Origin of the sequence: Streptomyces sp. NPDC091376, assembly GCF_044757085.1 — a bacterium.
Lineage (GTDB): Bacteria > Actinomycetota > Actinomycetes > Streptomycetales > Streptomycetaceae > Streptomyces > Streptomyces pratisoli.
This window is the reverse complement of sequence record NZ_JBIVUF010000008.1, coordinates 47,550-70,280: the sequence shown is the minus strand read 5'-3', so window position 1 is coordinate 70,280 and position 22,731 is coordinate 47,550. Positions and strand designations below refer to the sequence as shown.

General features: G+C 71.0%; 18 protein-coding genes. 10 read left to right on the top strand and 8 right to left on the bottom strand.

Translation table 11 applies throughout. The features are described 5' to 3' along the window. Positions 1 to 2 precede the first annotated feature (2 nt). Positions 3 to 1,166 (top strand): NAD(P)-binding domain-containing protein, encoded by a 1,164-nt coding sequence (locus tag ACIQMR_RS18840; protein WP_401388096.1) that lies wholly within the window; start codon positions 3 to 5, stop codon positions 1,164 to 1,166. 68 nt (positions 1,167 to 1,234) lie between these two features. On the opposite strand, the gene mltG is transcribed toward ACIQMR_RS18840, so the two are convergent. Both mltG and ACIQMR_RS18830 read right to left on the bottom strand, forming a co-directional pair. Further along, entirely contained in the window at positions 1,235 to 2,116 is an 882-nt protein-coding gene (mltG, locus tag ACIQMR_RS18835; RefSeq protein ID WP_401388093.1) for an endolytic transglycosylase MltG, read from the bottom strand. A 109-nt stretch (positions 2,117 to 2,225) separates the two neighbouring features. Further along, on the bottom strand, positions 2,226 to 4,046 hold the full coding sequence (locus ACIQMR_RS18830; protein ID WP_401388090.1) for an ABC transporter ATP-binding protein: 1,821 nt from the start codon (positions 4,044 to 4,046) through the stop codon (positions 2,226 to 2,228). Between the two features lie 95 nt (positions 4,047 to 4,141). On the opposite strand from ACIQMR_RS18830, the gene ACIQMR_RS18825 reads away from it, so the two are divergent. Next, complete coding sequence (locus tag ACIQMR_RS18825) at positions 4,142 to 4,597, top strand: MarR family winged helix-turn-helix transcriptional regulator (RefSeq protein ID WP_401388087.1); 456 nt, start codon at positions 4,142 to 4,144, stop codon at positions 4,595 to 4,597. Positions 4,598 to 4,928: 331 nt separating this feature from the next. Here ACIQMR_RS18825 and ACIQMR_RS18820 read toward each other — a convergent pair whose 3' ends face one another. Continuing rightward, the gene (locus ACIQMR_RS18820; protein ID WP_401388084.1) at positions 4,929 to 6,512 is read right to left on the bottom strand and encodes an alkaline phosphatase D family protein; all 1,584 of its coding nucleotides are present in this window, start codon (positions 6,510 to 6,512) and stop codon (positions 4,929 to 4,931) included. A gap of 406 nt (positions 6,513 to 6,918) precedes the next feature. On the opposite strand from ACIQMR_RS18820, the gene ACIQMR_RS18815 reads away from it, so the two are divergent. The 3 genes from ACIQMR_RS18815 (at position 6,919) to ACIQMR_RS18805 (ending at position 12,391) form a co-directional block, all read left to right on the top strand. Continuing rightward, positions 6,919 to 8,352, top strand: coding sequence for a Gfo/Idh/MocA family protein (locus tag ACIQMR_RS18815; protein WP_401388081.1), 1,434 nt, complete (start codon positions 6,919 to 6,921; stop codon positions 8,350 to 8,352). 404 nt (positions 8,353 to 8,756) lie between these two features. Continuing rightward, a complete protein-coding gene (locus ACIQMR_RS18810) occupies positions 8,757 to 10,613 on the top strand; it encodes an ABC transporter transmembrane domain-containing protein (protein WP_401388078.1) in 1,857 nt (618 codons plus the stop codon). Continuing rightward, complete coding sequence (locus ACIQMR_RS18805) at positions 10,610 to 12,391, top strand: ABC transporter ATP-binding protein (RefSeq protein ID WP_401388075.1); 1,782 nt, start codon at positions 10,610 to 10,612, stop codon at positions 12,389 to 12,391. Before ACIQMR_RS18810 ends, ACIQMR_RS18805 begins: the two co-directional genes overlap by 4 nt. 33 nt (positions 12,392 to 12,424) lie before the next feature. On the opposite strand, the gene ACIQMR_RS18800 is transcribed toward ACIQMR_RS18805, so the two are convergent. Continuing rightward, complete coding sequence (locus tag ACIQMR_RS18800; RefSeq protein ID WP_401388072.1) at positions 12,425 to 13,072, bottom strand: TMEM175 family protein; 648 nt, start codon at positions 13,070 to 13,072, stop codon at positions 12,425 to 12,427. 119 nt (positions 13,073 to 13,191) lie between these two features. Continuing rightward, a complete protein-coding gene (locus tag ACIQMR_RS18795; RefSeq protein ID WP_401388069.1) occupies positions 13,192 to 13,983 on the bottom strand; it encodes a metal-dependent hydrolase in 792 nt (263 codons plus the stop codon). A 121-nt stretch (positions 13,984 to 14,104) separates the two neighbouring features. Here ACIQMR_RS18795 and ACIQMR_RS18790 point away from each other — a divergent pair, with 121 nt between their 5' ends. Together ACIQMR_RS18790 and ACIQMR_RS18785 are read left to right on the top strand one after the other, a co-directional pair. Next, entirely contained in the window at positions 14,105 to 16,618 is a 2,514-nt protein-coding gene (locus ACIQMR_RS18790) for a DEAD/DEAH box helicase (RefSeq protein ID WP_401388066.1), read from the top strand. 13 nt (positions 16,619 to 16,631) lie between these two features. Continuing rightward, complete coding sequence (locus ACIQMR_RS18785) at positions 16,632 to 17,591, top strand: acyl-CoA thioesterase (RefSeq protein WP_401388063.1); 960 nt, start codon at positions 16,632 to 16,634, stop codon at positions 17,589 to 17,591. Positions 17,592 to 17,611: 20 nt separating this feature from the next. On the opposite strand, the gene ACIQMR_RS18780 is transcribed toward ACIQMR_RS18785, so the two are convergent. Next, positions 17,612 to 18,013 carry a hypothetical protein gene (locus ACIQMR_RS18780; RefSeq protein WP_266376220.1) on the bottom strand — a complete coding sequence of 134 codons (402 nt, stop codon included), beginning with the start codon at positions 18,011 to 18,013 and terminating at the stop codon, positions 17,612 to 17,614. 94 nt (positions 18,014 to 18,107) lie between these two features. Between ACIQMR_RS18780 and ACIQMR_RS18775 the strand changes: the two genes are divergently transcribed. After that, positions 18,108 to 18,596, top strand: a complete 489-nt coding sequence (locus tag ACIQMR_RS18775; RefSeq protein ID WP_401388060.1) for a glutathione peroxidase — start codon at positions 18,108 to 18,110, stop codon at positions 18,594 to 18,596. A gap of 56 nt (positions 18,597 to 18,652) precedes the next feature. Here ACIQMR_RS18775 and ACIQMR_RS18770 read toward each other — a convergent pair whose 3' ends face one another. Beyond that, positions 18,653 to 19,909: an acyl-CoA dehydrogenase family protein gene (locus tag ACIQMR_RS18770; RefSeq protein ID WP_401388058.1), complete on the bottom strand. Its 1,257-nt coding sequence runs from the start codon at positions 19,907 to 19,909 to the stop codon at positions 18,653 to 18,655. A 163-nt stretch (positions 19,910 to 20,072) separates the two neighbouring features. On the opposite strand from ACIQMR_RS18770, the gene ACIQMR_RS18765 reads away from it, so the two are divergent. Further along, on the top strand, positions 20,073 to 20,726 hold the full coding sequence (locus ACIQMR_RS18765) for a TetR family transcriptional regulator (RefSeq protein WP_266376214.1): 654 nt from the start codon (positions 20,073 to 20,075) through the stop codon (positions 20,724 to 20,726). Positions 20,727 to 20,780: 54 nt separating this feature from the next. Here ACIQMR_RS18765 and def read toward each other — a convergent pair whose 3' ends face one another. After that, complete coding sequence (gene def / locus ACIQMR_RS18760) at positions 20,781 to 21,338, bottom strand: peptide deformylase (protein WP_401388054.1); 558 nt, start codon at positions 21,336 to 21,338, stop codon at positions 20,781 to 20,783. Positions 21,339 to 21,464: 126 nt separating this feature from the next. Here def and ACIQMR_RS18755 point away from each other — a divergent pair, with 126 nt between their 5' ends. Next, on the top strand, positions 21,465 to 22,712 hold the full coding sequence (locus ACIQMR_RS18755) for a MurT ligase domain-containing protein (protein WP_266376210.1): 1,248 nt from the start codon (positions 21,465 to 21,467) through the stop codon (positions 22,710 to 22,712). Positions 22,713 to 22,731: the final 19 nt, after the last annotated feature.

The window sequence follows — 22,731 nt, the reverse complement described above, 5'->3', positions numbered from 1 at the left end:
GCGTGAACAACTTCAGGGTGTGGGACGAGGACGCGCGCGACGTGGACGTGGTCGTCATCGGTGCCGGGCAGGCTGGGCTGTCCGGCGCCTACCATCTGCGGCGGGTGGGGCTGCGCCCCGACGCGGACTTCGTGGTCCTCGACCACGCACCGCTACCGGGCGGTGCCTGGCAGTTCCGCTGGCCCTCGCTGACGTACGGCAAGGTCCACGGCATGCACGCGCTGCCGGGGATGGAACTGACCGGTGCCGACGACGCCAGACCGTCCTCCGAGGTCATCGGCGACTACTTCACCTCGTACGAGGACGCCTTCGATCTGCGGGTGCACCGGCCCGTCCATGTGCGCGCGGTGCGTGAGGGCGGGCGCGGGCGGCTGCTGGTGGAGTCATCGGAAGGGACGTACGCCACACGTGCGCTGATCAACGCCACCGGCACCTGGGACCGTCCGTTCTGGCCGCGCTACCCGGGGCAGGAGATGTTCCGCGGGCGGCAGCTGCACACGGCGCAGTACCCGGGGCCGGAGGCGTTCGCGGGGCAGCGCGTGATCGTGGTCGGCGGCGGGGCCTCGGGGACCCAGCATCTGATGGAGATCGCCGAGGTGGCGGCGGGGACGACCTGGGTCACGCGCAGGCCACCGGTCTTCCGCGAGGGCCCGTTCGGCGAGGTGCAGGGTCGCGAGGCCGTCGCCATGGTGGAGGAGCGCGTACGGCGGGGGCTGCCCCCGCGGAGTGTCGTCTCGGTGACGGGGCTGCCGCTGAACGACGCGATACGGCGCGCCCGCGCGCAGGGCGTCCTCGACCGGCTGCCGATGTTCGACCGGATCACACCGGACGGAGTGGCGTGGGACGACGGCCGGACGGTCGACGCGGACGTCATCCTCTGGGCGACCGGTTTCCGCGCCGCGATCGACCATCTGGCACCGCTCAGGCTCCGCGAGCCGGGCGGCGGCATCGCGGTGGAAGGCACACGCGCGGTACGGGACGAACGGATCCACCTCGTCGGCTACGGCCCTTCGGCTTCGACGATCGGAGCCAACCGGGCCGGCCGGGCCGCGGTCTCCGAGATCAAGCACCTGCTGGACCGTGACATCGCACCCGCCGCCTTGCCGGGGTCCGCGGGCGAGACGGACGGCGGGCCGGCCGGAGAGCTCACCGCGGTGCGGAGCTGATGCGTCCCGGCATCCGCTCCCCCGGCCGAGAGGGGAGCCGCCGGGTCTGCCCGGGGAGAGCCGCCGGGTCAGCTCGGGGTGGAGGTGGTCGCGGTCTTGCGGTTCCTGTTGAACTCCTCCACGTTTCTGCGGTGTTCCTCGTAGTCGGCGGTGAAGCGGGTGTCCCCTGGTGCGACGGTGACGAAGTACAGCCAGTCCCCCGCCGCCGGGCTGACGGCCGCCTTCATCGCGGCCTCGCCCGGATTCCCGATCGGGGTGGGTGGCAGGCCCTTGCGCTCATAGGTGTTGTAGGGGCTCTGGAGCTGGGTGTCCTGCCGGGTGGTGTCGAGGGTGGAGCGGTTCAGGGCGTAGTTGAGGGTCGAGTCCATCTGCAACGGCATGTCCTGGGCCATCCGGTTGTGGACGACGCGGGACACCTTCGCCATGTCCGCGACGGTGTCCGCCTCGGCCTGCACGATGCTGGCGACCGTCACCGTCTGGTAGAGGGTCATACCGTTGCGTTGCGCAGCGTCGTTGATGGACGAGGTGCCGAACCGATGGCCCGCCGTGTTGACCATGAAGCTGAGCAGGCTCGCCGGTGTCGACTTCGGGTTGACGGGATAGATGGCCGGGAAGAGATACCCCTCGGGGTTGCCCCGGGCGTCCGCGGGCAGCCTCAGCCGCCCACCGGCCGCTGCCGCCGTCCGTCGTGTGGTGCCGGCCCGGACGGCGAGCGCCTTGTCTACCGCCGCGTAGACCTGTGAGGACCTCCACCCCTCCGGGATGAGCAGGGTCTTCGGCCTCGCCTCGGGCTTGGTGGGCTTCTTCTGCGGCGGCTGCATCAGCGTCACGACGACAGCCGCCGCCACACCGACGAGGCCGGCCAGGCAGGCCACCAGAACCAGTCGGCCGCGGCGCGTCAGGCGGAGCCCGCGACGGCGCCGCCGGGCCTTCGGGAACTCGCTCTTCATGCGGGCACGCTAACCCGCAGAAACCACTCATACCGGAACGCGCGCCGTCACCGGTCCGGCGAACGCACCGGGAGCGCGCGATGCACGTGGGCAGGGGCCGCCGCCCGGCTCAGGACACGGCGGGGGCCAACTCGGCGTCCCTGCGGACCAGGGCTGCGTATCGCCCGTCCCGATCGAGCAGTTCCTCGTGCGTGCCGCGCTCGGCAATGCGCCCGCTGTCGAGGACGACGATCTGGTCGGCGTCCCGGACGGTGGAGAGCCGGTGGGCGATGGTGATGGTGGTGCGTCCGGCCGACAGGGCGTCGATGGCCTGCTGCACCGCGTGCTCCGTACGCGTGTCGAGAGCGCTGGTCGCCTCGTCCAGGATGAGCACCGGCGGGTCGCGCAGGATCGTGCGGGCGATGGCGAGGCGCTGCTTCTCACCGCCCGAGAAGCGGTATCCGCGCTCGCCGACCAGGGTGTCGTAGCCGTCGGGCAGCGAGGCGATGTGGTCGTGGATCTGTGCCGCGCGGGCGGCCGCCTCCACCTCGGCGTCGGTGGCGTCGGGCTTGGCGAAGCGCAGATTGTCGGCGACGGAGGCGTGGAAGAGATACGTCTCCTGGGAGACGACGCCCACGGCCCGGGAGAGCGTGTCGAAGTCGAGCTCGCGGACGTCCACACCGTCGAGGGTGACCCGTCCGCCCGTGACGTCGTAGAGCCGGGGCACGAGGTAGCTCAAGGTGGATTTCCCGGATCCGGTGGGCCCGACGACCGCGAGACTCCCTCCGGAGGGCACGGTGACCTCGATGCCGTCGAGCGTGGGCCCGCTTCTCTCGTCATAGCTGAAGTCGACGCCTTCGAAGCGCACTTCACCGAGGATCTTCTCCAGCCGGACGGGATCCTCGGGCTCGGTGATGTCCACCCGCAGGTCCAGATACTCGAAGATCCGCTGGAACAGGGCGAGCGACGTCTGGATCTGCACGCCCGTGGAGAGCAGGCTCACGGCCGGCCGGAACAGGCCCTGCTGGAGCGAGACGAAGGCGACGAGCGTGCCGATCGATATCGCCGGTCCGCCGCCTCGCAGCGTGAGGCCGGCGGCCCAGTAGAGGAGCGCAGGCATGGCGGCCATGACGATGCCGATCGTGGACATCCGCCATCGCCCGGCCATGCTGGAGCGGACCTCCAGGTCGACGAGACGCTCGGACTCGTCGGCGAAGGAACGGGTGAGCGAGTCGGCGCGGCCCATCGTGCGACCGAGCAGGATGCCGCTGACCGACAGCGATTCCGTGACCGTCGCGGCCATCGCGGCCATCTGTTTCTGGCGTCGGGTCGTGATGGACTTGCGCTCACGGCCGACGCGACGGCTGATCAGGACGAAGACCGGCAGCAGCACCAGCGAGACGACGGTGAGCCGCCAGTCCAGAGCGAGCATCGCGACGATGGTGGCGACGACGGCGGTCAGATTGGAGACCAGGGACGTCGCCGTGGACGTGACGGTCGCCTGCATGCCACCGATGTCGTTGGCGATGCGCGACTGGACCTCGCCGGTGCGCGTCCTGGTGAAGAACGCGAGCGGCATGCGCTGCAGCTGGGCGTAGACACCCGTGCGCAGATCGTGCATCACCCGCTGGCCGACCGTGGTCGAGATCAGGGTCTGCAGCACACCGAAGACGCTCGTGGTCACGGCGATGAGGATCATGCCGAGGGCGAGCAGCGACAGCAGGCCCGTGCGGCCCTGCGGGATCGCGGTGTCGAGGATCTCGCGGAGCATGAACGGCGACGCGACGGAGACGAGCGACGAGGCGCCGACGAGCAGCCCGACGAGAGCGAGCCGCCCTCGGTAGGGACGGAAGAGCCGGAGGATGCGCCGCACCTGCGCGGGCTGCTCCGGCTGCGACGGGTCGAGCGGGCGGTCTGGGGGTGTCCAGGACGGACCGTCTTGAGGGCGCATGGGCTCCTTCCGAAGGGCGGGGCCGGGCGGACTTGAAGAGCATAGCTCACTGTTACCTATACTCATAATGGACAAGGTCCTGATATTGTTCCCGCATGAACTCCCCAGTCCCCGCCCCCGACGCGGACGGCCTGCTCGCCGAGCAGTTGCTGCGCCTGACGCGCAGGCTCCACCGCATTCAGAAGCGGCATCTGGAGCCGGTCGGCATCACCCCCGCACAGTCCAGACTGCTGCGGGTCGTCGCGCACTACGACGGGGCGCCGCGGATGGCGGACCTCGCCGACCGGCTGGAGGTCGTGCCCCGCGCGATCACCACCCTCGTCGATGGGCTGGAGGCGAGCGGCCGGGTCCGCCGCGTGCCCGATCCGGCCAACCGCCGGGTGGTGCGCATCGAGCTGACCGACGACGGCCGCGTCACGCTGCGGCAACTGCGCAGCGCGCGCCGCGCGGCCGCGGAGGACATCCTGGCCCCGCTGACCGCCGATCAGCGGGAGGTACTGGGCGGACTGCTGTCCGCGCTGGTCGACGGAGGGCCCGAGGCCCGCAGCTGAGAGCACGAGGACCGGGCGACGGGCTGCCGTCGCACATGGAGGCGGGGCCCCCCCCCCCCCGGGGGGGGGGCCCCGGGGGTGGCCCGCCCGCGGCCGGGGGGGGGGGCGGGGGGGGGGCGGGGGCGGGGGCGGCGGCCGGCAGCGCGGAGGCCCCCCGGGGGCCCCCCCCGGGGGGGGGGGGGGGCGGGGGGCCCCGGGGGGGGGCCCCCCCCCCGGGGGGGGGGCCCCCGCCTCCTGTGTACCGCCTGCCGCGTCCGGCGCGGCGTTCGGCGCGGCGTTCGGCTCAGGCGATCAGGCGATCAGGCGATCAGGCGATCAGGCGATCAGGCGATCAGGCCACTGTCACGCCTCGGCGCCCCGACTCCGTCACGAAGCGCGCGGCGGAGATCACCGGGGCACCCTCCTGCTTGGTCACGACCTCCGTCGCCCGCAGCGTGGTCTCCATCCGCTCCCGGTCGACGTCGCAGAGGAGGTAGCCGCGCCGGTTGTCCCAGTAGCGCCAGTGCGGCCACTCGGCCGCGATCGGGTCGTACGTGGTGTGGAACTGCTGCTGCGCGGACGGCGGGATGTCGCCGCCGGACGTGATCGACGTGCCGCACAGCTCGGTGCCGACGACCGGGGTCCCCGGCTGCTCGGGGTTGCGCTCCAGGTTCATGATGAAGGTGGAGTGGCGGTCACCGGTGAGCACGACCGGGTTGGCCACCCGCGGCGAGGCGAACGTGTCCATCAGCTTGCGGCGACTGGCGCGGTAGCCGTCCCAGTTGTCGAGGTCGAAGGAGTCGGCGTCACCCGCGGTGCGGTCGTTGGTGGCGACCTGCGTCTGGTTGGCGAGCAGGTTCCACTGCTGCCGGCCGCTCAGCAGTCCGGCGTCGAGCCACTTCTCCTGCCGCCGGCCCAGCATGGTGCGCGAGGGGTCCTCCGCCTCGGCGACGGTGGCGACCTGGTCACTGCGGTACTGGCGGGTGTCCAGGACGTGGACGCGGGCGAGGTCGCCGAACTCGAAGCGGCGGAAGACCTGCATGTCCGGGCCGTTGGGACGCGAGGTACGGCGTACGGGCATGTGCTCGTACCAGGCCTGGAACGCGGCGATCCGGCGGGCGCGGAAGGCTTCCGGCGTCTGGTTGCCGGGGTCCTGCGGAATGTCGTCGGCCCAGTTGTTGTCGATCTCGTGGTCGTCGAGCGTGACGATCCACGGCGCGGCGGCGTGCCCGGCCTGGAGGTCGGCGTCGGTGCGGTACTGGGCGTGCCGGTTGCGGTAGTTGAGGAGCGAGTACGGCTCGCCGGTGCCCTCATGGACACGCACGGAGGTGGCGACGGGAGCCGACTCGTAGATGTAGTCGCCGAGGAAGGCGACGAAGTCGACGTCCTGCTGGACGACGTCGCGGTAGAGGTGGAAGTACCCCGCCGAGAAGTTCTGGCAGGACGCGAACGCGAACCGCAGTGAACCGGGGCGGGAGCCGAGGGCCGGTGCGGTACGGGTACGGCCGGTCGGCGATATCTCCTTGCCGGCCTTGAATCGGTAGAAGTACTCGGTGCCGGGACGCAGTCCCTGCGGGTCGACGTGGACGCTGTGCCCGAGCTCGGGCAGCGCGCGCTCGCTGCCCCTGCGGACGACTCGGCGGAACCGATCGTCGGTCGCGACCTCCCAGTGCACCTCGACGGCCTGGTCGGGCATGCCGCCGCCGGCGACGGGGTCGGGCGCGAGCCGGGTCCACAGCACGGTCGAGGTCGGGAGCGGGTCGCCGGACGCGACGCCGAGGGTGAAGAGGCCGGTGGGGAGAGCGGCTTGGGCGGAGGCGTACGCCGGGGCGCTACCGGGGGTGGCGGCTGCGGCCGAGTGGGCGCCGAGGCCCACACCTGCGGCGGCACCGGCCGCAACACCGAGAAGACGACGCCGGGAAAGGGAATCGGGCACGGAAGTGCTCCTGACCGATGGACGGATGGGACTCCGTCACGCTTTCCGCTCCGAGGCAACCTGGCGTGACCGCGGGTTGAACGATTCAGGTCGGTCACGGGAGCTGTGGACGCGGCGCTCCGGCGGGAGCGAGCGGGGCCGAACACCGCACTTTTCACCCGTGCTTCACAGGTGCGACGACCGGCATTGGCCGAGCAGGCGGAGGGGTCTCCGACCGGAGGACGAGCACGGGCACGTGCCGGGTCGGGGCGAGCCGGTTCAGGAGCGGTGAGGGCGCGGCCGGGGCAAGAGTCCAAGGACTCGCATCAATAGTCCAATCGCCACTCTTGCGTATCACGAGCCCCAACAGCCATGGTCCTTACCGGAATTCATGAACCAGCCACGCTTCATGGCCATGGGAGGTTCGATGAACGACACGACACCGCAGACCGGCCGGGACACGGAGGACGACGACGGCTCGATGAGCCGTCGCTCGGTGCTGTGGACCACGGCAGGCGTCGCCGGGGCCGGGCTCGGACTGGGCGCGCTCGGCGGCGGCAGCGCGTCCGCCGCGGAGGGCGCGCACCGGCCGGAGTCCGCCGCGCCGGCCCGCAAGGGCCGCACGATGGCCGGCGTCCCGTTCGAGCGGCGCGGCACGGTACGGGTCGGCCTCATCGGCCTCGGCAACCGCGGCGGCTCCATGATCGACCTCTATCTCGCCGTCCCGGGTGTCCAGGTGGTCGCGGTGTGCGATCCGGTGCGAGCCAAGACGGAGGCCGCCGCCGCCAAGGTCGTGCAGGCAGGGCAGCCCGCGCCCGCCGTCTACACCAACGGCGAGAACGACTACGAGAACCTGTGCGAGCGGGGCGACGTCGACTTCATCCATGTCGCGACGCCCTGGGACGTGCACTTCGAGATGGCGAAGACCGCGTTGCTGAACGGCAAGCACGTCGGCGTGGAATGCCCCGTCGCGATGCGTCTCGATGAGCTCTGGGCGCTGGTGGACCTGTCCGAGCGCACCAGGCGCCACTGCATGCAACTGGAGAACTGCTGTTACGGCCGCAACGAGATGCGGGTGCTGCGGATGGCTCATGCCGGGACGTTCGGTGAGCTGCTGCACGGAGCGGGCGCCTACAACCACGATCTGCGTGACCTGATGTTCTCGCCGACGTACTACGAGGGGCCCTGGCGGCGGCTCTGGCACACGCGGCTGCGCGGGGACCTCTACCCGAACCACGGCTTCGGGCCCGTCGCCAACTACATGGACGTCAATCGTGGTGACCGCGCCGTCAGCATCAGCAGCTTCGGCACGCCGGCGCTCGGCCTGGCCGAGTACCGCGAGGCGAACATGCCGCCCGGCGATCCGAGCTGGAAGGAGACATACATAGAGAGCGACCGCACCATCAGCATGGTGCGGACGGCGAAGGGCCGGGTGATCCGTCTGGAGCACGATGTGTCCACCCCGCATCCGTACAGCCGGATCAACAGTCTCGGCGGCACAAAGGGTGTGTTCGAGGACTATCCAGCGCGGATCTATGTGGAGCCGGACCATAAGGACCATCAGTGGGGCGACTTCGCCGCGTACGCCGACTGGGACCACTGGCTCTGGAAGGAGCACGCCAACCCGCCGGGCGGTCACGGCGGAATGGACTACATCATGGTGTTCCGGCTGATGCAGTGCATGCAGCTGGGGCTGGTCCCCGACTTCGACGTGTACGACGCGGCGACCTGGACGGCGCCCGTGCCGCTGAGTCATCTGTCGGTGAAGGCGAACGGCGCTCCGCAGGAGATACCCGACTTCACCCGGGGTGAGTGGCGCAAGGCCCGCTCGGGTGTGGACTCGGAGAAGCCCGGCGTCTAGCGGGACCGGCCGGAGTCAGCCTCGCCGGCCCGCAAAGGTCGCACGGACGGGACCCTGCCGCCCGAACCGGGTCCCGTGCCGCCTCACGCCGACGGCGCCGGCCGCACCTGCTCCGCAGCCGTCCCGGACGCCGGCCCCGTACCGGCGTCCGCGTCCTTGTCGCGCCCTCCTCGGGTACGGGTACGTCCTTGTCGGGTACGGGTACGTCCTCGCCGTTCAGCACCTTCTTCGCCGTCACCCGGTCGAGCGCGCCCTCCCCGCGCGCGTCGTCCGCAGGGGCTCACAGGATCCGTTCGATCATGGCCGGTTCTCTGCGGCGATGCCTAAAAACCGGTTGCTCCACGTGACTGCGGAGAGCGAACCTTGCACGTCCGAGCCGCACGTTCCGAACGATCTGGGATGTCATGCAGATTCGCGATCTTCCTTATCCCGATCCCGGTGAGCCGGACGTCCGGTCGGGACTCCGGTTTCTCATCTGGCTGGGGCGGGGCCAGCTCGGCGGCCAGTTCAAAGCGCTCGCCTGGGGCATGGTCCACTTCGTCTCCGTGATGGCCCTGCCCTACGGCGTCGGGTTCGCCGTCCAGGCCGTCGTGGACCGCTCCGGCACCGGCCTCGCCCTGGCGGGCGGGCTGATCGCCGTCGCCGCGATCGGCATCGCCGGCGGCGACACGATGCTGCACCGTACGGCCGTCACCAACTGGATCACCGCTGCGGCGCGCACCCAGCAGCTGCTGGCACGCAGGACCGCCGAGCTGGGCTCCGCCCTCACCAGGCGCGTCGCCGCCGGTGAGGTCGTCGCGGTCTCCACGGGCGATGTCGAGAAGATCGGCTGGTTCGTCGAAGCCGTCTCACGGTTCCTCGCGGCGGCCCTGACGATCGTCGTGGTCTGTGCGGCGCTGCTGGTGTACCAGCCGGCGCTCGGCGTCCTCGTCGCGATCGGGGTCCCGGTGCTGGCGCTCGGCGTACTGCCCCTGCTGCCGCGGGCCACCCGGCTGGCCGACGTCCAGCGTGACAAGGCGGGCAAGGCCACCGAGCTGGCCTCCGACACCGTCGCGGGACTGCGGGTGCTGCGCGGCATCGGCGGCGAGGAGCTGTTCCTCACCCGGTACCGGCGCGCCTCGCAGGAGGTCCGCAAGGCAGCGGTCCGCAGTGCCCGGATGTGGTCGGTCATCACGGCGCTGCAGGTGCTGCTGCCGGGCCTGTTGCTGATCGCCGTCGTCTGGCACGGCATCGGGCTGGTCGGCAACGGCCGGATCGAGATCGGTGAACTCGTGACCGTGTACAGCGCGGTGATGCTGCTGACCTACCCCCTGCGGCATTTCGAGGAGATCGCGATGGCCTACTCGTTCTCCCGTCCCTCGGCGCGGCGGGCGGCCAGGGTGCTCGCGCTGAAGCGGGCGTCGGGCGGTGCCGAAGGCACGTCCGACGCGACCCCCTCGGGTGACCTGTACGACCCGGCCACCGGGCTGCTCGCCCGGGCCGGGGAACTGACCGCCGTCGTGTGCGGCGACCCGGACGCCGCGGGACGGCTGGCGGAACGGCTGGGCGGACACCCCGCGGAGCCGGAGGGTCAGCCGTCCGTGCTGCTCGGCGGAGTGGCGCTGGACGAGCTGCCGCTGGACGCCGCCAGGTCCGCGGTGCTGGTGCAGGACAAGGACCCGGTGCTCCTTTCGGGAACGCTCGCCGAGCTGCTGGACGTGCCCTCGTCGGGCGCGGTGACGGCGGACGCGGCGCTGACAGCGGCGGAGTGCGGCGACGTCCTCGACGCGCTGGGCCAGGCCTCGCTGGACGGGGACGCGTGGAGCGCCACCGTCACCGAGCGAGGCCGCTCGCTCTCCGGTGGCCAGCGGCAGCGACTGGCCCTGGCCCGTTCACTGGTGGCGGACCCCGAGGTGCTCGTGCTCGACGAGCCGACCTCGGCCGTCGACTCGCACACGGAGGCACGGATCGCGGGCGGTGTGCGGGCGCTGCGGTCAGGACGTACGACCGTGGTGTTCACCTCGTCGCCCCTGCTGCTCGACCGGGCCGACCGGGTCGTGCTCGTCCACGACGACACCGTCGCGGCGGTCGGGGCCCACCGCGAACTGCTGCACTCGGAACCGCGGTACCGGGCGGTGGTGACGCGTGAGACGGAGGACGAGCAGCTCGCCCTCAACGGCAACAAGCACAGGAACGGCAGCGGCGGTGGCGCGCTGGAAGCCGTCGAAGCGACCCGGACGGCCGACGTCGGCATCGGCATCGACATCGAGGAGACGGCATGATCGGCGTGGCGCCACCGGACTACGATCCGGCGGCCCCCCGGACGGCGACCACCCTGCCGGTGGGCACGCCCGCGACCGTACGGTCGTACGTCCACGAACTCCTGCGGCGGCACCGCCGCGCCTTCGCGCTGCTCATCGGCGTCAACACGGTGACCGTCATCGCCTCGATGGCCGGGCCGTGGCTGCTCGGCTCGCTGGTGGAGCGCGCGGCGGACGGCGCGCGCGAGCTCCATCTGGAGCGCACCGCCGCGCTGTTCGCGCTCGCGCTCGCGGTCCAGGCCGTGTTCGTGCGACTGGTGCGGCTGCGTGGCGCGGTGCTCGGTGAGCGCATGCTGGCGGATCTGCGCGAGGACTTCCTCGTACGGTCCGTGGGACTGCCGCCGGGGGTGCTGGAACGGGCAGGTACGGGCGACCTGCTGTCCCGGATCACCACCGACATCGACCGCCTGGCGAATGCGATGCGCGAGGCCGTCCCACAGCTGACGATCGGTGTGTTCTGGGTCGTGCTGCTGCTCGGCGGCCTCACGGTGACCGCGCCGCCGCTGGCTCCCGCGGTGCTGGTGGCACTGCCGGTGCTGGTGCTCGGCTGCCGCTGGTACTTCAGGCGTGCTCCGTCGGCGTACCGCTCGGAGGCCGCGGGCTACGCGGCGGTGGCGACCGTGCTCGCGGAGACGGTCGACGCGGGGCGCACCGTGGAGGCACACCGGCTCGGCGCGCGGCGCGTGGCGCTCTCGGACCGGCGGATCAAGGAGTGGACGGCGTGGGAGCGGTACACGCTGTGGCTGCGGTCCGTGCTCTTCCCGGTCATCAACATCACCCATGCGACCGTGCTCGGATCGGTGCTGATGATCGGCGGCGTGTTCGTGCTGCAGGGCTGGATCAGCATCGGGCAACTGACCACCGGCGCACTGATCGCGCAGATGATGGTCGACCCGGTGAACCTGATCCTGCGCTGGTACGACGAGCTCCAGGTGGCGCAGGTGTCGCTGGCCCGGCTGGTCGGCGTACGGGAGATCGAGCCGGACGCGGGCGACGCCGGGGTGCGGCCCGACGGCCGCGCGGTCCGCGCGGACGAGGTGCGCTTCGGATACCGCGAAGGCGTCGACGTGCTCCACCGGGTCTCGATGGACGTGCCGCCCGGGACCCGGCTGGCGCTGGTCGGCCCGTCCGGCGCGGGCAAGTCCACGCTCGGCCGGCTGCTCGCGGGCATCTACGCCCCGCGCACCGGCCGGGTCACGCTCGGCGCCGCCGAGCTGTCCCGGATGCCGGCGGAGCGGGTACGGGAGCATGTGGCCCTGGTCAACCAGGAGCACCACGTGTTCGTCGGCTCCCTGCGCGACAATCTGCTGCTCGCGCGGGCGGGGGCCGAGGACGCGGAGCTGTGGGCGGCCCTCGGCGCGGTCGACGCGGAGGACTGGGCGCAGGCCCTGGACGAGGGACTCGACACCGAGGTCGGCTCCGGCGGTCTGTCGCTGACCCCGGCCCAGGCCCAGCAGATCGCGCTCGCCCGGCTGGTCCTCGCGGACCCGCACACCCTGGTCCTGGACGAGGCGACCTCCCTGCTGGACCCGCGGGCGGCCCGCCATCTGGAGCGCTCCCTGGCCCGGGTCCTCGACGGCCGTACGGTCGTGGCGATCGCCCACCGGCTGCACACGGCGCACGACGCGGACGTCATCGCGGTCGTCGAGAACGGCCGGATCACCGAACTGGGCAGCCACACCGACCTGGTGGCGGCGGACGGAGCGTACGCGGCGTTGTGGCGGTCCTGGCACGGGTGAGCCCCGTCCCGCTCGGCCGCCCCGTCCCCGGTCTCAGGCCTGGGGCCGGGCGGCCCCGGGCCGGCGGCCGAGCCAGACGCGGAGCGGAACGGCGGCCAGCCAGCAGAGCTGGGCGACCCTCGGTGAGACGAGGGTGAGCGGGACGGACACGGCAAAGACGACGACCATGACCAGGCCCTCCTGGACGGAGTGGCTCAAGCTCGCGCGTGGAACACCCGGCTCGACCAGGGTCGGCCTGAGGAGGATCCGCAGCGACATCGCGGTGATCAGCCCCGAGGCGAGGGCGATCGCTCCCGCGTAGACCGCAGTCGCGAGCGCGGTGTCCCCGTACTCACTGATCAGGCGGGTCGGGAACGGCAGCCCCGCGATCAAGGCCAGCAGCGCCAGGTACAGGTACAGAAGACACATGTCGATCCGGACGATCCTGGAGAGCACCGCGTACTGCGCCAGCCACAGGGCACCGATGACGACGAAGCTCAGCAGGAACGCACCCACGTCGGCCAGCGCGTCGTTGAGCGCCCCGCCGAGGTCCGCGTCGGGCAGACCGGACGGCACGTTGATGTCGAGGGCCAGCAGTGTGATCGCGATGGCGAAGACCGCGTCCCCGAACGTGAGCAGCCGCTCCGGGCTGACGACCGTACCGGCGTCTTCGGCTCCCCGCTCACCTCTCGCTGCGCTCACGGCCGGGACGCTACCCGGGGGTACCCGCTCCGGCACCCGGTGCTGGGCCGGACACCGCACGCCGGCACCCGTCCGGATGCCGCCGGACGGGTCCAGGGGGCACCGGGGCGGTGCCGCTGCTAGATGAAGTTGAGCGCCGCCGCGCCGCCCACTCCCCCGAGCAGCATGAACGCCGGCATCAGCACCTTCAGCTCCACCCAGCTGCCGGCCCGGAAGCGCATGCCCTTCGGCGGCCCGAGCGGATACCAGCGCTTGTTTCCGACCGGGATCGGCCAGAGGATGGGGCAGCCCGACACGGTGAGGGCGTCGCCGATGTCGTGCACCAGGGCACCGAGGACGACCGGGAGGCCGAGCCAGAGGTACTCCTGGCCGGGTCCGGTGAAGAGCCAGTCCGCGCCACTGCCCGGTTTGTCCAGGACGCCGGCCAGAATCCAGGCGCTGGTCGCACCGAGCAGCCACACGAGGACATCGCTGGACACCCGCGCGGCGCGCCACAGCAGGCCCTCGACCGCGAGCACCAGATGCACGAAGAGGATCGCGAGGACGGCCCACCGCCCTCCGGCCATGGCGAGCACGGACGTACCGCCGCCGATCAGCACGGCCCACAGCCAGGTGTGGGTGAGCGTGCGGTGGCCGCCGGTCCTGCGCTTGTCGCCCGGCTTCTTCGTGGCCTTGTAGACGGCGTACGAGAGCTTGTCGACGATCTCGCACAGGCCTCGCGAGACCGGCCCGAAGGCCCGGGATATCGTCGCCGCCTTGTGGTCGAGATCCGGCGCGAGCGCCGCGCCCGCGCAGATCAGCGCGCCGACCACGAGAACGGGCCACGGCATCGCGTGGCCCGCGGCGGCCGCCGCCGCTCCCACCCCCAGCCAGGCCGCCGCCCCGGAAAGGGAGTGCGCCGGTCCCATCATGCTCGTTCCCGCCCCATCTGCTGTTGTGGTTGAGCCCAGTTGACGGGACAGGCTACCGGTAGCGATCTTCCCATTGGTGGCCGGTTCCCGGTCGCGGCCGGAAGCCAGGCAAGATGGGGGCGTGACCCTTATCGATCAGCTGCCGCCGGACGCCGACCCCGATGCCCTCTTCGAAGCCTTCTCGTCGTGGGCCGAGGACCGGGGCATCTCGCTCTACCCGGCCCAGGAGGAGGCGCTGATCGAGGTGGTCTCCGGGGCCAACGTGATCCTCTCCACACCCACCGGCTCGGGAAAGAGCCTGGTCGCGGCCGGTGCGCACTTCGCGGCGCTGGCCCGTGACGAGGTCACGTTCTACACGGCGCCGATCAAGGCGCTCGTCTCGGAGAAGTTCTTCGACCTCTGCAAGCTCTTCGGCACGGAGAACGTCGGCATGCTCACCGGCGACGCGTCCGTGAACGCGGACGCACCGGTCATCTGCTGCACCGCCGAGGTTCTCGCCTCCATCGCGCTGCGCGACGGCAGGAACGCCGACATCGGCCAGGTCGTCATGGACGAGTTCCACTTCTACGCGGAGCCGGACCGCGGCTGGGCCTGGCAGATCCCTCTTCTGGAGCTTCCCCAGGCGCAGTTCGTCCTGATGTCGGCGACGCTCGGCGACGTCTCGATGTTCGAGAAGGACCTGACCCGGCGCACCGGCCGCGACACCGCCGTCGTCCGGTCCGCCACCCGCCCGGTGCCGCTCTCCTACGAGTACCGCACGACGCCGATCACCGAGACGCTGACCGAGCTGCTGGAGACCAGGCAGGCACCGGTCTACATCGTGCACTTCACCCAGGCGCAGGCTGTCGAGCGCGCGCAGTCGCTGATGAGCATCAACATGTGCACGCGCGAGGAGAAGGACCGGATCGCCGACCTGATCGGCAACTTCCGCTTCACCACCAAATTCGGCCGGAACCTCTCCCGGTACGTGCGCCATGGCATCGGCGTCCATCACGCCGGCATGCTGCCGAAGTACCGCCGCCTGGTCGAGAAGCTCGCCCAGGCCGGTCTGCTGAAGGTGATCTGCGGTACGGACACGCTCGGCGTCGGTGTCAACGTGCCCATTCGCACGGTGCTGTTCACCGCGCTCACCAAGTACGACGGCAGTCGCGTGCGTACGCTCCGTTCGCGCGAGTTCCACCAGATCGCGGGCCGGGCCGGCCGGGCCGGGTTCGACACCGCCGGGTTCGTCGTCGCCCAGGCGCCCGAGCACGTCATCGAGAACGAGAAGGCCCTCGCCAAGGCCGGCGACGACCCGAAGAAGAAGCGCAAGGTGGTCCGCAAGAAGGCCCCCGAAGGCTTCGTCGCGTGGTCCCAGAACTCCTTCGAGAAGCTCATCGGTTCCGATCCCGAGCCGCTGACCTCCCGCTTCAAGGTCACCCACGCCATGCTGCTGTCGGTGATCGCCCGCCCGGGCAACGCGTTCGACGCGATGCGCAAGCTGCTGGAGGACAACCACGAGCCGCGCAAGCAGCAGCTGCGCCACATCCGCCGGGCCATCGCCATCTATCGCTCGCTCCTCGACGGCGGAATCGTGGAGCGGCTCGACACTCCCGACGCCCAGGGCCGGATCGTCCGGCTCACCGTCGACTTCCAGCAGGACTTCGCACTGAACCAGGCACTGTCCACGTTCGCGCTCGCCGCGTTCGACCTGCTGGATCCCGAATCGCCGTCGTACGCCCTCGACATGGTGTCCGTCGTCGAGTCCACGCTGGACGATCCCCGCCAGATCCTCGCGGCCCAGCAGAACAAGGCCCGCGGCGAGGCGGTCGGGGCGATGAAGGCCGACGGTGTCGAGTACGAGGAGCGGATGGAGCGGCTCCAGGACATCTCGTACCCGAAGCCGCTCGAAGAGCTGCTGTGGCACGCGTACAACCTCTACCGGAAGTCCCATCCGTGGGTCGGCGACCACCCGGTCTCGCCGAAGTCGGTCATCCGGGACATGTACGAACGGGCCCTGTCCTTCACCGAGTTCACGTCGTTCTACGAGCTGGCGCGCACCGAGGGCATCGTCCTCCGCTATCTCGCGGGCGCGTACAAGGCGCTGGACCACACCATTCCGGACGACCTGAAGAGCGAGGACCTCCAGGATCTGATCGCCTGGCTGGGCGAGATGGTCAGGCAGGTCGACTCCAGCCTGCTGGACGAGTGGGAGCAGCTGGCCAATCCCGAGGTGGAGACCGCGGAGGAGGCCCAGGAGAAGGCCGACCAGGTCAAGCCGGTCACGGCGAACGCCCGCGCCTTCCGCGTGCTCGTGCGGAACGCCATGTTCCGGCGGGTGGAGCTGGCGGCGCTGGACCAGGTCGCCGAGCTGGGCGCGCTGGACGCCGAGTCCGGCTGGGACGAGGACGCCTGGGGAGAGGCGATGGACGCGTACTGGGACGAGTACGACGACCTCGGCACCGGGCCGGACGCGCGCGGGCCGAAGCTGCTGTCGATCGAGGAGGACCCCGGGCACGGGCTGTGGCGGGTCCGGCAGACGTTCGCCGACCCCAACGGCGATCATGACTGGGGCATCAGCGCGGAGGTCGATCTGGCGGCCTCCGACGAAGAGGGCCTGGCCGTGGTCCGGGTCACGTCCGTCGGCCAGCTGTGAGACTGGAGCACACATGAGCAACGCCGCCGAGAACGCTCCCGCCGCGGCCGGGGCCGCCGGGTCCGGCCCCGCGGACCGTCCCCCGGAGGCCGGTCCCCCGGAGGTCAGTCCCGCGGAGCGGCTCGTCGATCTGCTCGATCTGGAGCAGATCGAGGTCAACATCTTCCGCGGGCTGAGCCCCAACGAATCCCTCCAGCGGGTCTTCGGAGGGCAGGTCGCGGGGCAGGCCCTGGTCGCGGCGGGCAGGACGACGGACGGCGCCCGTCCGGTCCACTCGCTGCACGCCTACTTCCTGCGGCCGGGCATCCCCGGGGTGCCGATCGTGTACCAGGTCGAACGGGTCAGGGACGGCCGGTCGTTCACCACCCGCAGGGTGACGGCGGTCCAGCGAGGCCGCACGATCTTCAATCTGACGGCGTCCTTCCACCAGCCCGAGGAGGCCGGCTTCGAACACCAGCTGCCGCCCCGGCTGGACTTCCCGGAACCGGAGTCCCTGCCGAACGTCAGCGACGAGATCCGCGAGCACCTGGGGGCGCTGCCCGAGACGCTGGAGCGGATGGCCCGGCGCCAGCCCTTCGACATCCGCTACGTGGACCGGCTCCGTTGGACCGAGGAGGACGTCAAGGAGGCGGACCCCCGCAGCGCGGTGTGGATGCGCGCCGTCGGCCCGCTGGGCGACGACCCGCTGGTGCACACGTGCGCGCTGACGTACGCCTCGGACATGACACTGCTGGACGCGGTCCGCATCCCGGTGGAGCCGCTGTGGGGGCCTCGCGGCTTCGACATGGCCTCGCTGGACCACGCCATGTGGTTCCACCGGCCGTTCCGCACGGACGAATGGTTCCTGTACGACCAGGAGTCTCCGGTCGCCACGGGCGGCCGGGGACTGGCGCGCGGCCGGATCTACGACCGGCAGGGCCGGTTGCTCGTCTCGGTCGTGCAGGAGGGACTGTTCCGCAGGCTGGGCGGCTGACCGCCGCCCGGCACGCGTCCCTACTTCTTGACGGGGTCCAGGCAGAGGACGAACTTGTCCGCGTCCCACTGCTGGGCGAGGGCGGCCTCGCCGACGGTGCAGGCGTCGACGTCGAAGGTGTTCTCGACGACCTTGACGACCTTGTAGTTGGCGTCCTTGTCGTCACACTTCTTGGTCTCGACCTCGGGGTTGTTCTCCTCGCCGGTGACCCGGACGCAGTCGCCGGCCTCGGCGCGCACCGGGGAGTCGAAGACGTAGCCGATGCCGAGCTTCACCACCACCGCGACGACAATGAGGACGACCACGCCGAGGAACTTCTTCAGCTTGCTCTTCGGGGCGGGCGCGGGGGCCGCGCCGGGTATGGGCTGTCCCTGCGGGAACTGCGGGTCCTGCGGGGCAGCGGGGGGCGTGGGAGCGCTCATCGGCGGTCTTCCTCGGGGTCGCATGGTGATCGAACGCGCGCACGCTACACGAAGAATAAGAACCAGATAAACATGAGATGCGAAGGAGTCCTTGATGTCCGTATATGACATCCCGTTGCGCACCCTGACCGGCGAGGAGGCGTCACTCGCCGAGCACCGCGGCAAGGCCGTGCTCGTGGTGAACGTGGCGTCCCGGTGCGGCCTCACACCGCAGTACGCGGGCCTGGAGGCGCTGCAGAAGACGTACGGCGACCGGGGCTTCACCGTCCTCGGGGTGCCCTGCAACCAGTTCGCCGGACAGGAGCCCGGCAGCGCCGAGGAGATCTCCACCTTCTGCTCGGCGACGTACGGCGTGACCTTCCCGCTCCTGGAGAAGGCCGAGGTGAACGGCGACCACCGGCATCCGCTCTACACCGAGTTGACCCGTTTCGCGGACGCCGACGGGGAAGCCGGGGACATCCAGTGGAACTTCGAGAAGTTCCTGATCTCCGCGGAGGGCCATGTGGTGGCCCGGTTCCGGCCGCGCGTGGAACCGGAGGCTCCGGAGGTCGTCACGGCGATCGAGGCGCTGCTCTCCGCCTGAGCGGTGCACGGTACGCGTGGGGCGCCGCCCGTCACCGGGCGGCGCCCCACGCCGCGTCAGCGGATCGGCATGCCCGAGAGCGTACGGGCGATCACCAGCCGCTGGATCTCGCTCGTACCCTCGAAGATCGTGTAGATCGCGGCGTCACGGTGCATGCGCTCGACGGGGTACTCACGGGTGAACCCGTTGCCGCCGAGGATCTGCACGGCCTGCGCGGTGACCTTCTTGGCGACCTCGCTGGCGAAGAGCTTCGACATCGAGCCCTCGGCGGCGGTGAACGGCTTGCCGCTCACCGCCATCCAGGAGGCGCGCCAGACCAGCAGCCGGGCGGCGTCGATCTGGGTCCGCATGTCAGCGAGCTGGAAGGCCACACCCTGGTTGTCGATGATCGGGCGGCCGAACTGCTCGCGCTCCTTGGCGTACTCGAGCGCGTACTCGTACGCGGCCCTGGCGGTGCCGACGGCCATCGCGCCCACCGCGGGACGGGACGCCTCGAAGGTCGCCATGGCGGCGTTCTTGACCCTCCCCCAGCCTTCGGCCGCGGGGACCCCCACACCGCCGCCCGCCCTGGCCCGCTCGCGGGCGCGGGCGAGGCGCTCGTCGAGCTTCTCCTTGCCGCCGAGGAGGCACGAGCCGGGGACGCGGACGTTCTCCAGGACGACCTCGGCGGTGTGGGACGCGCGGATGCCGTGCTTCTTGAACTTCTGGCCCTGGGAGAGCCCGGGGGTGTTCGGCGGGACGATGAAGGAGGCGTGGCCCTTGCTGCCCAGCTCGGAGTCGACGACGGCGACGACGACATGGACGTTGGCGATACCGCCGTTGGTCGCCCAGGTCTTCGTACCGTTGAGGACCCATTCGTCCTTGGCCTCGTCGTAGACGGCCCGGGTACGCATCGCGCCGACGTCGGAGCCGGCGTCGGGCTCGGAGGAGCAGAAGGCGGCGACCTTCACGTCGTCGACATCGCCGTACATCTGCGGGATCCAGGTGCCGATCTGCTCCTCGGTACCGTTGGCGAGGACGCCGACGGCGGCCAGGCCGGTGCCGACGATGGACAGCGCGATGCCGGCGTCGCCCCAGAAGAGCTCCTCCATCGCCACCGGGATGCCGAGTCCGGTGGGGTCGAAGAACTGCTGGGCATAGAAGTCGAGGGAGTAGATGCCCACCTTGGCGGCCTCCTGGATGACCGGCCAGGGTGTCTCCTCACGCTCGTCCCACTCCGCGGCGGCCGGGCGGATCACGTCCTTGGCGAAACCGTGCAGCCAGTCACGGACCTGCTTCTGGTCGTCGTTGAGATCGAGCGCGAACTCGGTCATGTCCCCTCCTGATGTGCATCAACCACGCTTGTTACTAGCGGTAACCGCAGTCTGTTACCGGTAAGTACGAGCTGTCAACCGACGCCCCCGTGACCGACGGGGAGCATCGATGGAGTGTTACGTTGCGCAGGCCTCACGGATTTCGCACGGGCGGGGAGACGCTATGGAGACCACGACCACGACTCATCAGAGCGACCAGCAGCGGTCGGCAGACCAGCGGCGGCGGGAGCTGCTCGAAGCCGCGGACCGCGTCGTGCTCCGGGACGGGCCGCAGGCGTCGATGAACGCGATCGCCGCCGAGGCCGGGATCACCAAGCCGATCCTCTACCGGCACTTCGGCGACAAGAGCGGCCTCTACCGGGCGCTCGCCAAGCGCCACACCGACGCCCTGCTCGTGGCGCTGCGCACGGCGATCGATGCGAGCTCCGACCGGCGGGAGCGGGTCGAGCACACCCTCGACACCTATCTCGCCGCGATCGAGGCGCGACCGCAGGTGTACCGCTTCCTGATGCACCCTGCCGAGGACCCCCAGCAGTCCGAGCAGGGCTTCGACGTCGGCCTCCACTCGGCGCCGCTGCTGCGCAGGCTCGGCGAGGAACTCGCCAAGGTCATCGCCGAGCGCGTCGACCTCGGCCCCGGCGGTGACGAGCTGGCCCGGATCTGGAGCCATGGCATCGTCGGCATGATGCACGGCGCGGGTGACTGGTGGCTCGGCGAACGCCCCTGCTCGCGGCAGCAGTTGGTGACGAGCCTCGCGGACCTGCTGTGGGGCAGGCTCTCGGTCGCCGAGGACCGCCCGGGCAGCCCGGGCTTCTGAATCCCGGTCGCCGCAGGGGTGAATCCCGGTCGCCGCAGTGGCTCGTGAGAGCCCCTACGGCGACTGCGGAGTGGAGCGGAACCACGGCGCGCGGCGGGCCGCCCGCAGGGCGCGGGCCCGGCGCAGGCCGGTGAGACGGTCCACGTAGACGGCGCCTTCCAGGTGGTCGCACTCGTGCTGCAGGCACCGCGCGAAGAATCCCGTCCCGTCCACCCGGACCGGCTCCCCGTCCACCGTCACGCCCTCGACCACCGCGTGGTCGAAGCGTGGCGTCCCCGCCTCGATGCCGGGCAGCGACAGACAGCCCTCCGGCCCCCGCAGCTCGATCCCGTCCGCCGTGACGAGCCGTGGATTGACCACGTGTCCGAGGTGGCGGACGTCCTCGTCGTCGGGGCAGTCGTAGACGAACACCCGCAGCGGGACGCCGATCTGGTTCGCCGCGAGGCCGACGCCCTGGGCGGCGTACATTGTCGCGTACATGTCCTCGACGAGGCTCGCCAGGGACGGACCGAAGTCCGTGACGGGCTCGCAGGGCGCGTGCAGCACCGGATCCCCGAGCAGGCTCATGGCTCGGACGAGTCCGGAACTGCCGGGGATCGGTCGGTTTCGCATGGCGGTAAGGGTACGTTCCGCACGTCGGGGCGATGACCTCCAGGTTTCGTCATGGAGCCGCGGTTCGGGGCGCCGCCCGGAGGTCGATAGGCTGAGCCCCGACCGACGCAAGGAGGATCAAGGACGATGGCAGGACACCCTGGCAACGCAGACCCACTGTCGCCGCGGGCCAAGCTGGCCGTGACGGCGGGCAAGGCCGCAGCGGCGGTGTCGCGCGCGGCGGGCCGTGGCAGCGGATCGGTGATCGGCGGCCGGGTGGCGCTCAAACTCGACCCGGATCTGCTGAGCCGGCTGGCACAGCATCTCGACGTCATCCTGGTGTCGGCGACGAACGGCAAGACCACCACCACCCGGCTCATCGCCGAGGCCCTGCGCGCCAGCGGCCCGGTCGTCTCGAACGCCCTGGGTGCGAACATGCCGGCGGGCATCACCTCCGCCCTGGCCGGCGGCTCCGACGCCAAGTTCGGTGTGATCGAGGTCGACGAGAAGTACCTGGCCGGCGTGGCGCGCGACACCACCCCGAAGGCCATCGCGCTGCTCAACCTCTCCCGCGACCAGCTGGACCGGGCGGCCGAGACCCGGATGCTCGCCGAGAAGTGGCGCGAGGGCCTGTCCGGCACGAAGGCCGTGGTCATCGCCAACGCCGACGACCCGCTGATCGTGTGGGCCGCGTCCTCCTCGCCCAATGTGGTGTGGGTGGCCGCGGGACAGGAGTGGAAGGACGACGCCTGGTCCTGCCCCGCCTGCGGCGGTGTGATGCAGCGTCCCGGCGACGACTGGTTCTGCGGAGAGTGCGGATTCCGCCGCCCCGCGGTGAGCTGGGCGCTCAGCGGCGACTACGTCCTCGACCCGCACGGCTCCGCGTGGCCGATCCACCTTCAGCTCCCGGGCCGCGCCAACAAGGCCAACGCCGCCACCTCCGCCGCGGTGGCCGCGGTCTTCGGCGTACCGCCGCAGGTCGCGCTCGAGCGCATGTACCAGGTGCAGGCGGTCGCCGGCCGGTACGACGTCGTGTCGTTCCTCGGCCGCGATCTGCGGCTGCTGCTGGCGAAGAACCCGGCCGGCTGGCTGGAGACGTTCTCGCTGATCGACCCGCCGCCGACCCCGGTGATCCTCTCCGTCAACGCCCGTGGCGCCGACGGCACCGACACCTCCTGGCTCTGGGACGTCGACTACACCCGGCTCGCCGGTCACCCGATCCTCGTGATCGGCGACCGCCGGCTGGACCTGGCCGTGCGCCTCGAGGTCGCCGGGCTGGACTTCCGGGTCTGCGACAGCGTCGACGAGGCGGTCCAGTACGCCCCGCCCGGGCGGATCGAGCTGATCGCCAACTACACCGCCTTCCAGGACGTACGCCGCCGCGTCGGCAACTGACCGCACGGACCGCAGAGGA

Excerpts from the sequence above, each read along its gene's own strand:
- ACIQMR_RS18795 (WP_401388069.1), bottom strand. The coding sequence starts at position 13,983 with ATGATGGGACCGGCGCACTCCCTTTCCGGGGCGGCGGCCTGGCTGGGG.
- ACIQMR_RS18830 (WP_401388090.1), bottom strand. The coding sequence starts at position 4,046 with ATGCGCCCTCAAGACGGTCCGTCCTGGACACCCCCAGACCGCCCGCTC.
- ACIQMR_RS18770 (WP_401388058.1), bottom strand. The coding sequence starts at position 19,909 with ATGACCGAGTTCGCGCTCGATCTCAACGACGACCAGAAGCAGGTCCGT.
- ACIQMR_RS18785 (WP_401388063.1), top strand. The coding sequence starts at position 16,632 with ATGAGCAACGCCGCCGAGAACGCTCCCGCCGCGGCCGGGGCCGCCGGG.
- ACIQMR_RS18755 (WP_266376210.1), top strand. The coding sequence starts at position 21,465 with ATGGCAGGACACCCTGGCAACGCAGACCCACTGTCGCCGCGGGCCAAG.
- ACIQMR_RS18805 (WP_401388075.1), top strand. The coding sequence starts at position 10,610 with ATGATCGGCGTGGCGCCACCGGACTACGATCCGGCGGCCCCCCGGACG.
- ACIQMR_RS18810 (WP_401388078.1), top strand. The coding sequence starts at position 8,757 with ATGCAGATTCGCGATCTTCCTTATCCCGATCCCGGTGAGCCGGACGTC.
- ACIQMR_RS18775 (WP_401388060.1), top strand. The coding sequence starts at position 18,108 with ATGTCCGTATATGACATCCCGTTGCGCACCCTGACCGGCGAGGAGGCG.
- ACIQMR_RS18780 (WP_266376220.1), bottom strand. The coding sequence starts at position 18,013 with ATGAGCGCTCCCACGCCCCCCGCTGCCCCGCAGGACCCGCAGTTCCCG.
- ACIQMR_RS18765 (WP_266376214.1), top strand. The coding sequence starts at position 20,073 with ATGGAGACCACGACCACGACTCATCAGAGCGACCAGCAGCGGTCGGCA.
- def (WP_401388054.1), bottom strand. The coding sequence starts at position 21,338 with ATGCGAAACCGACCGATCCCCGGCAGTTCCGGACTCGTCCGAGCCATG.
- mltG (WP_401388093.1), bottom strand. The coding sequence starts at position 2,116 with ATGAAGAGCGAGTTCCCGAAGGCCCGGCGGCGCCGTCGCGGGCTCCGC.
- ACIQMR_RS18815 (WP_401388081.1), top strand. The coding sequence starts at position 6,919 with ATGAACGACACGACACCGCAGACCGGCCGGGACACGGAGGACGACGAC.
- ACIQMR_RS18825 (WP_401388087.1), top strand. The coding sequence starts at position 4,142 with ATGAACTCCCCAGTCCCCGCCCCCGACGCGGACGGCCTGCTCGCCGAG.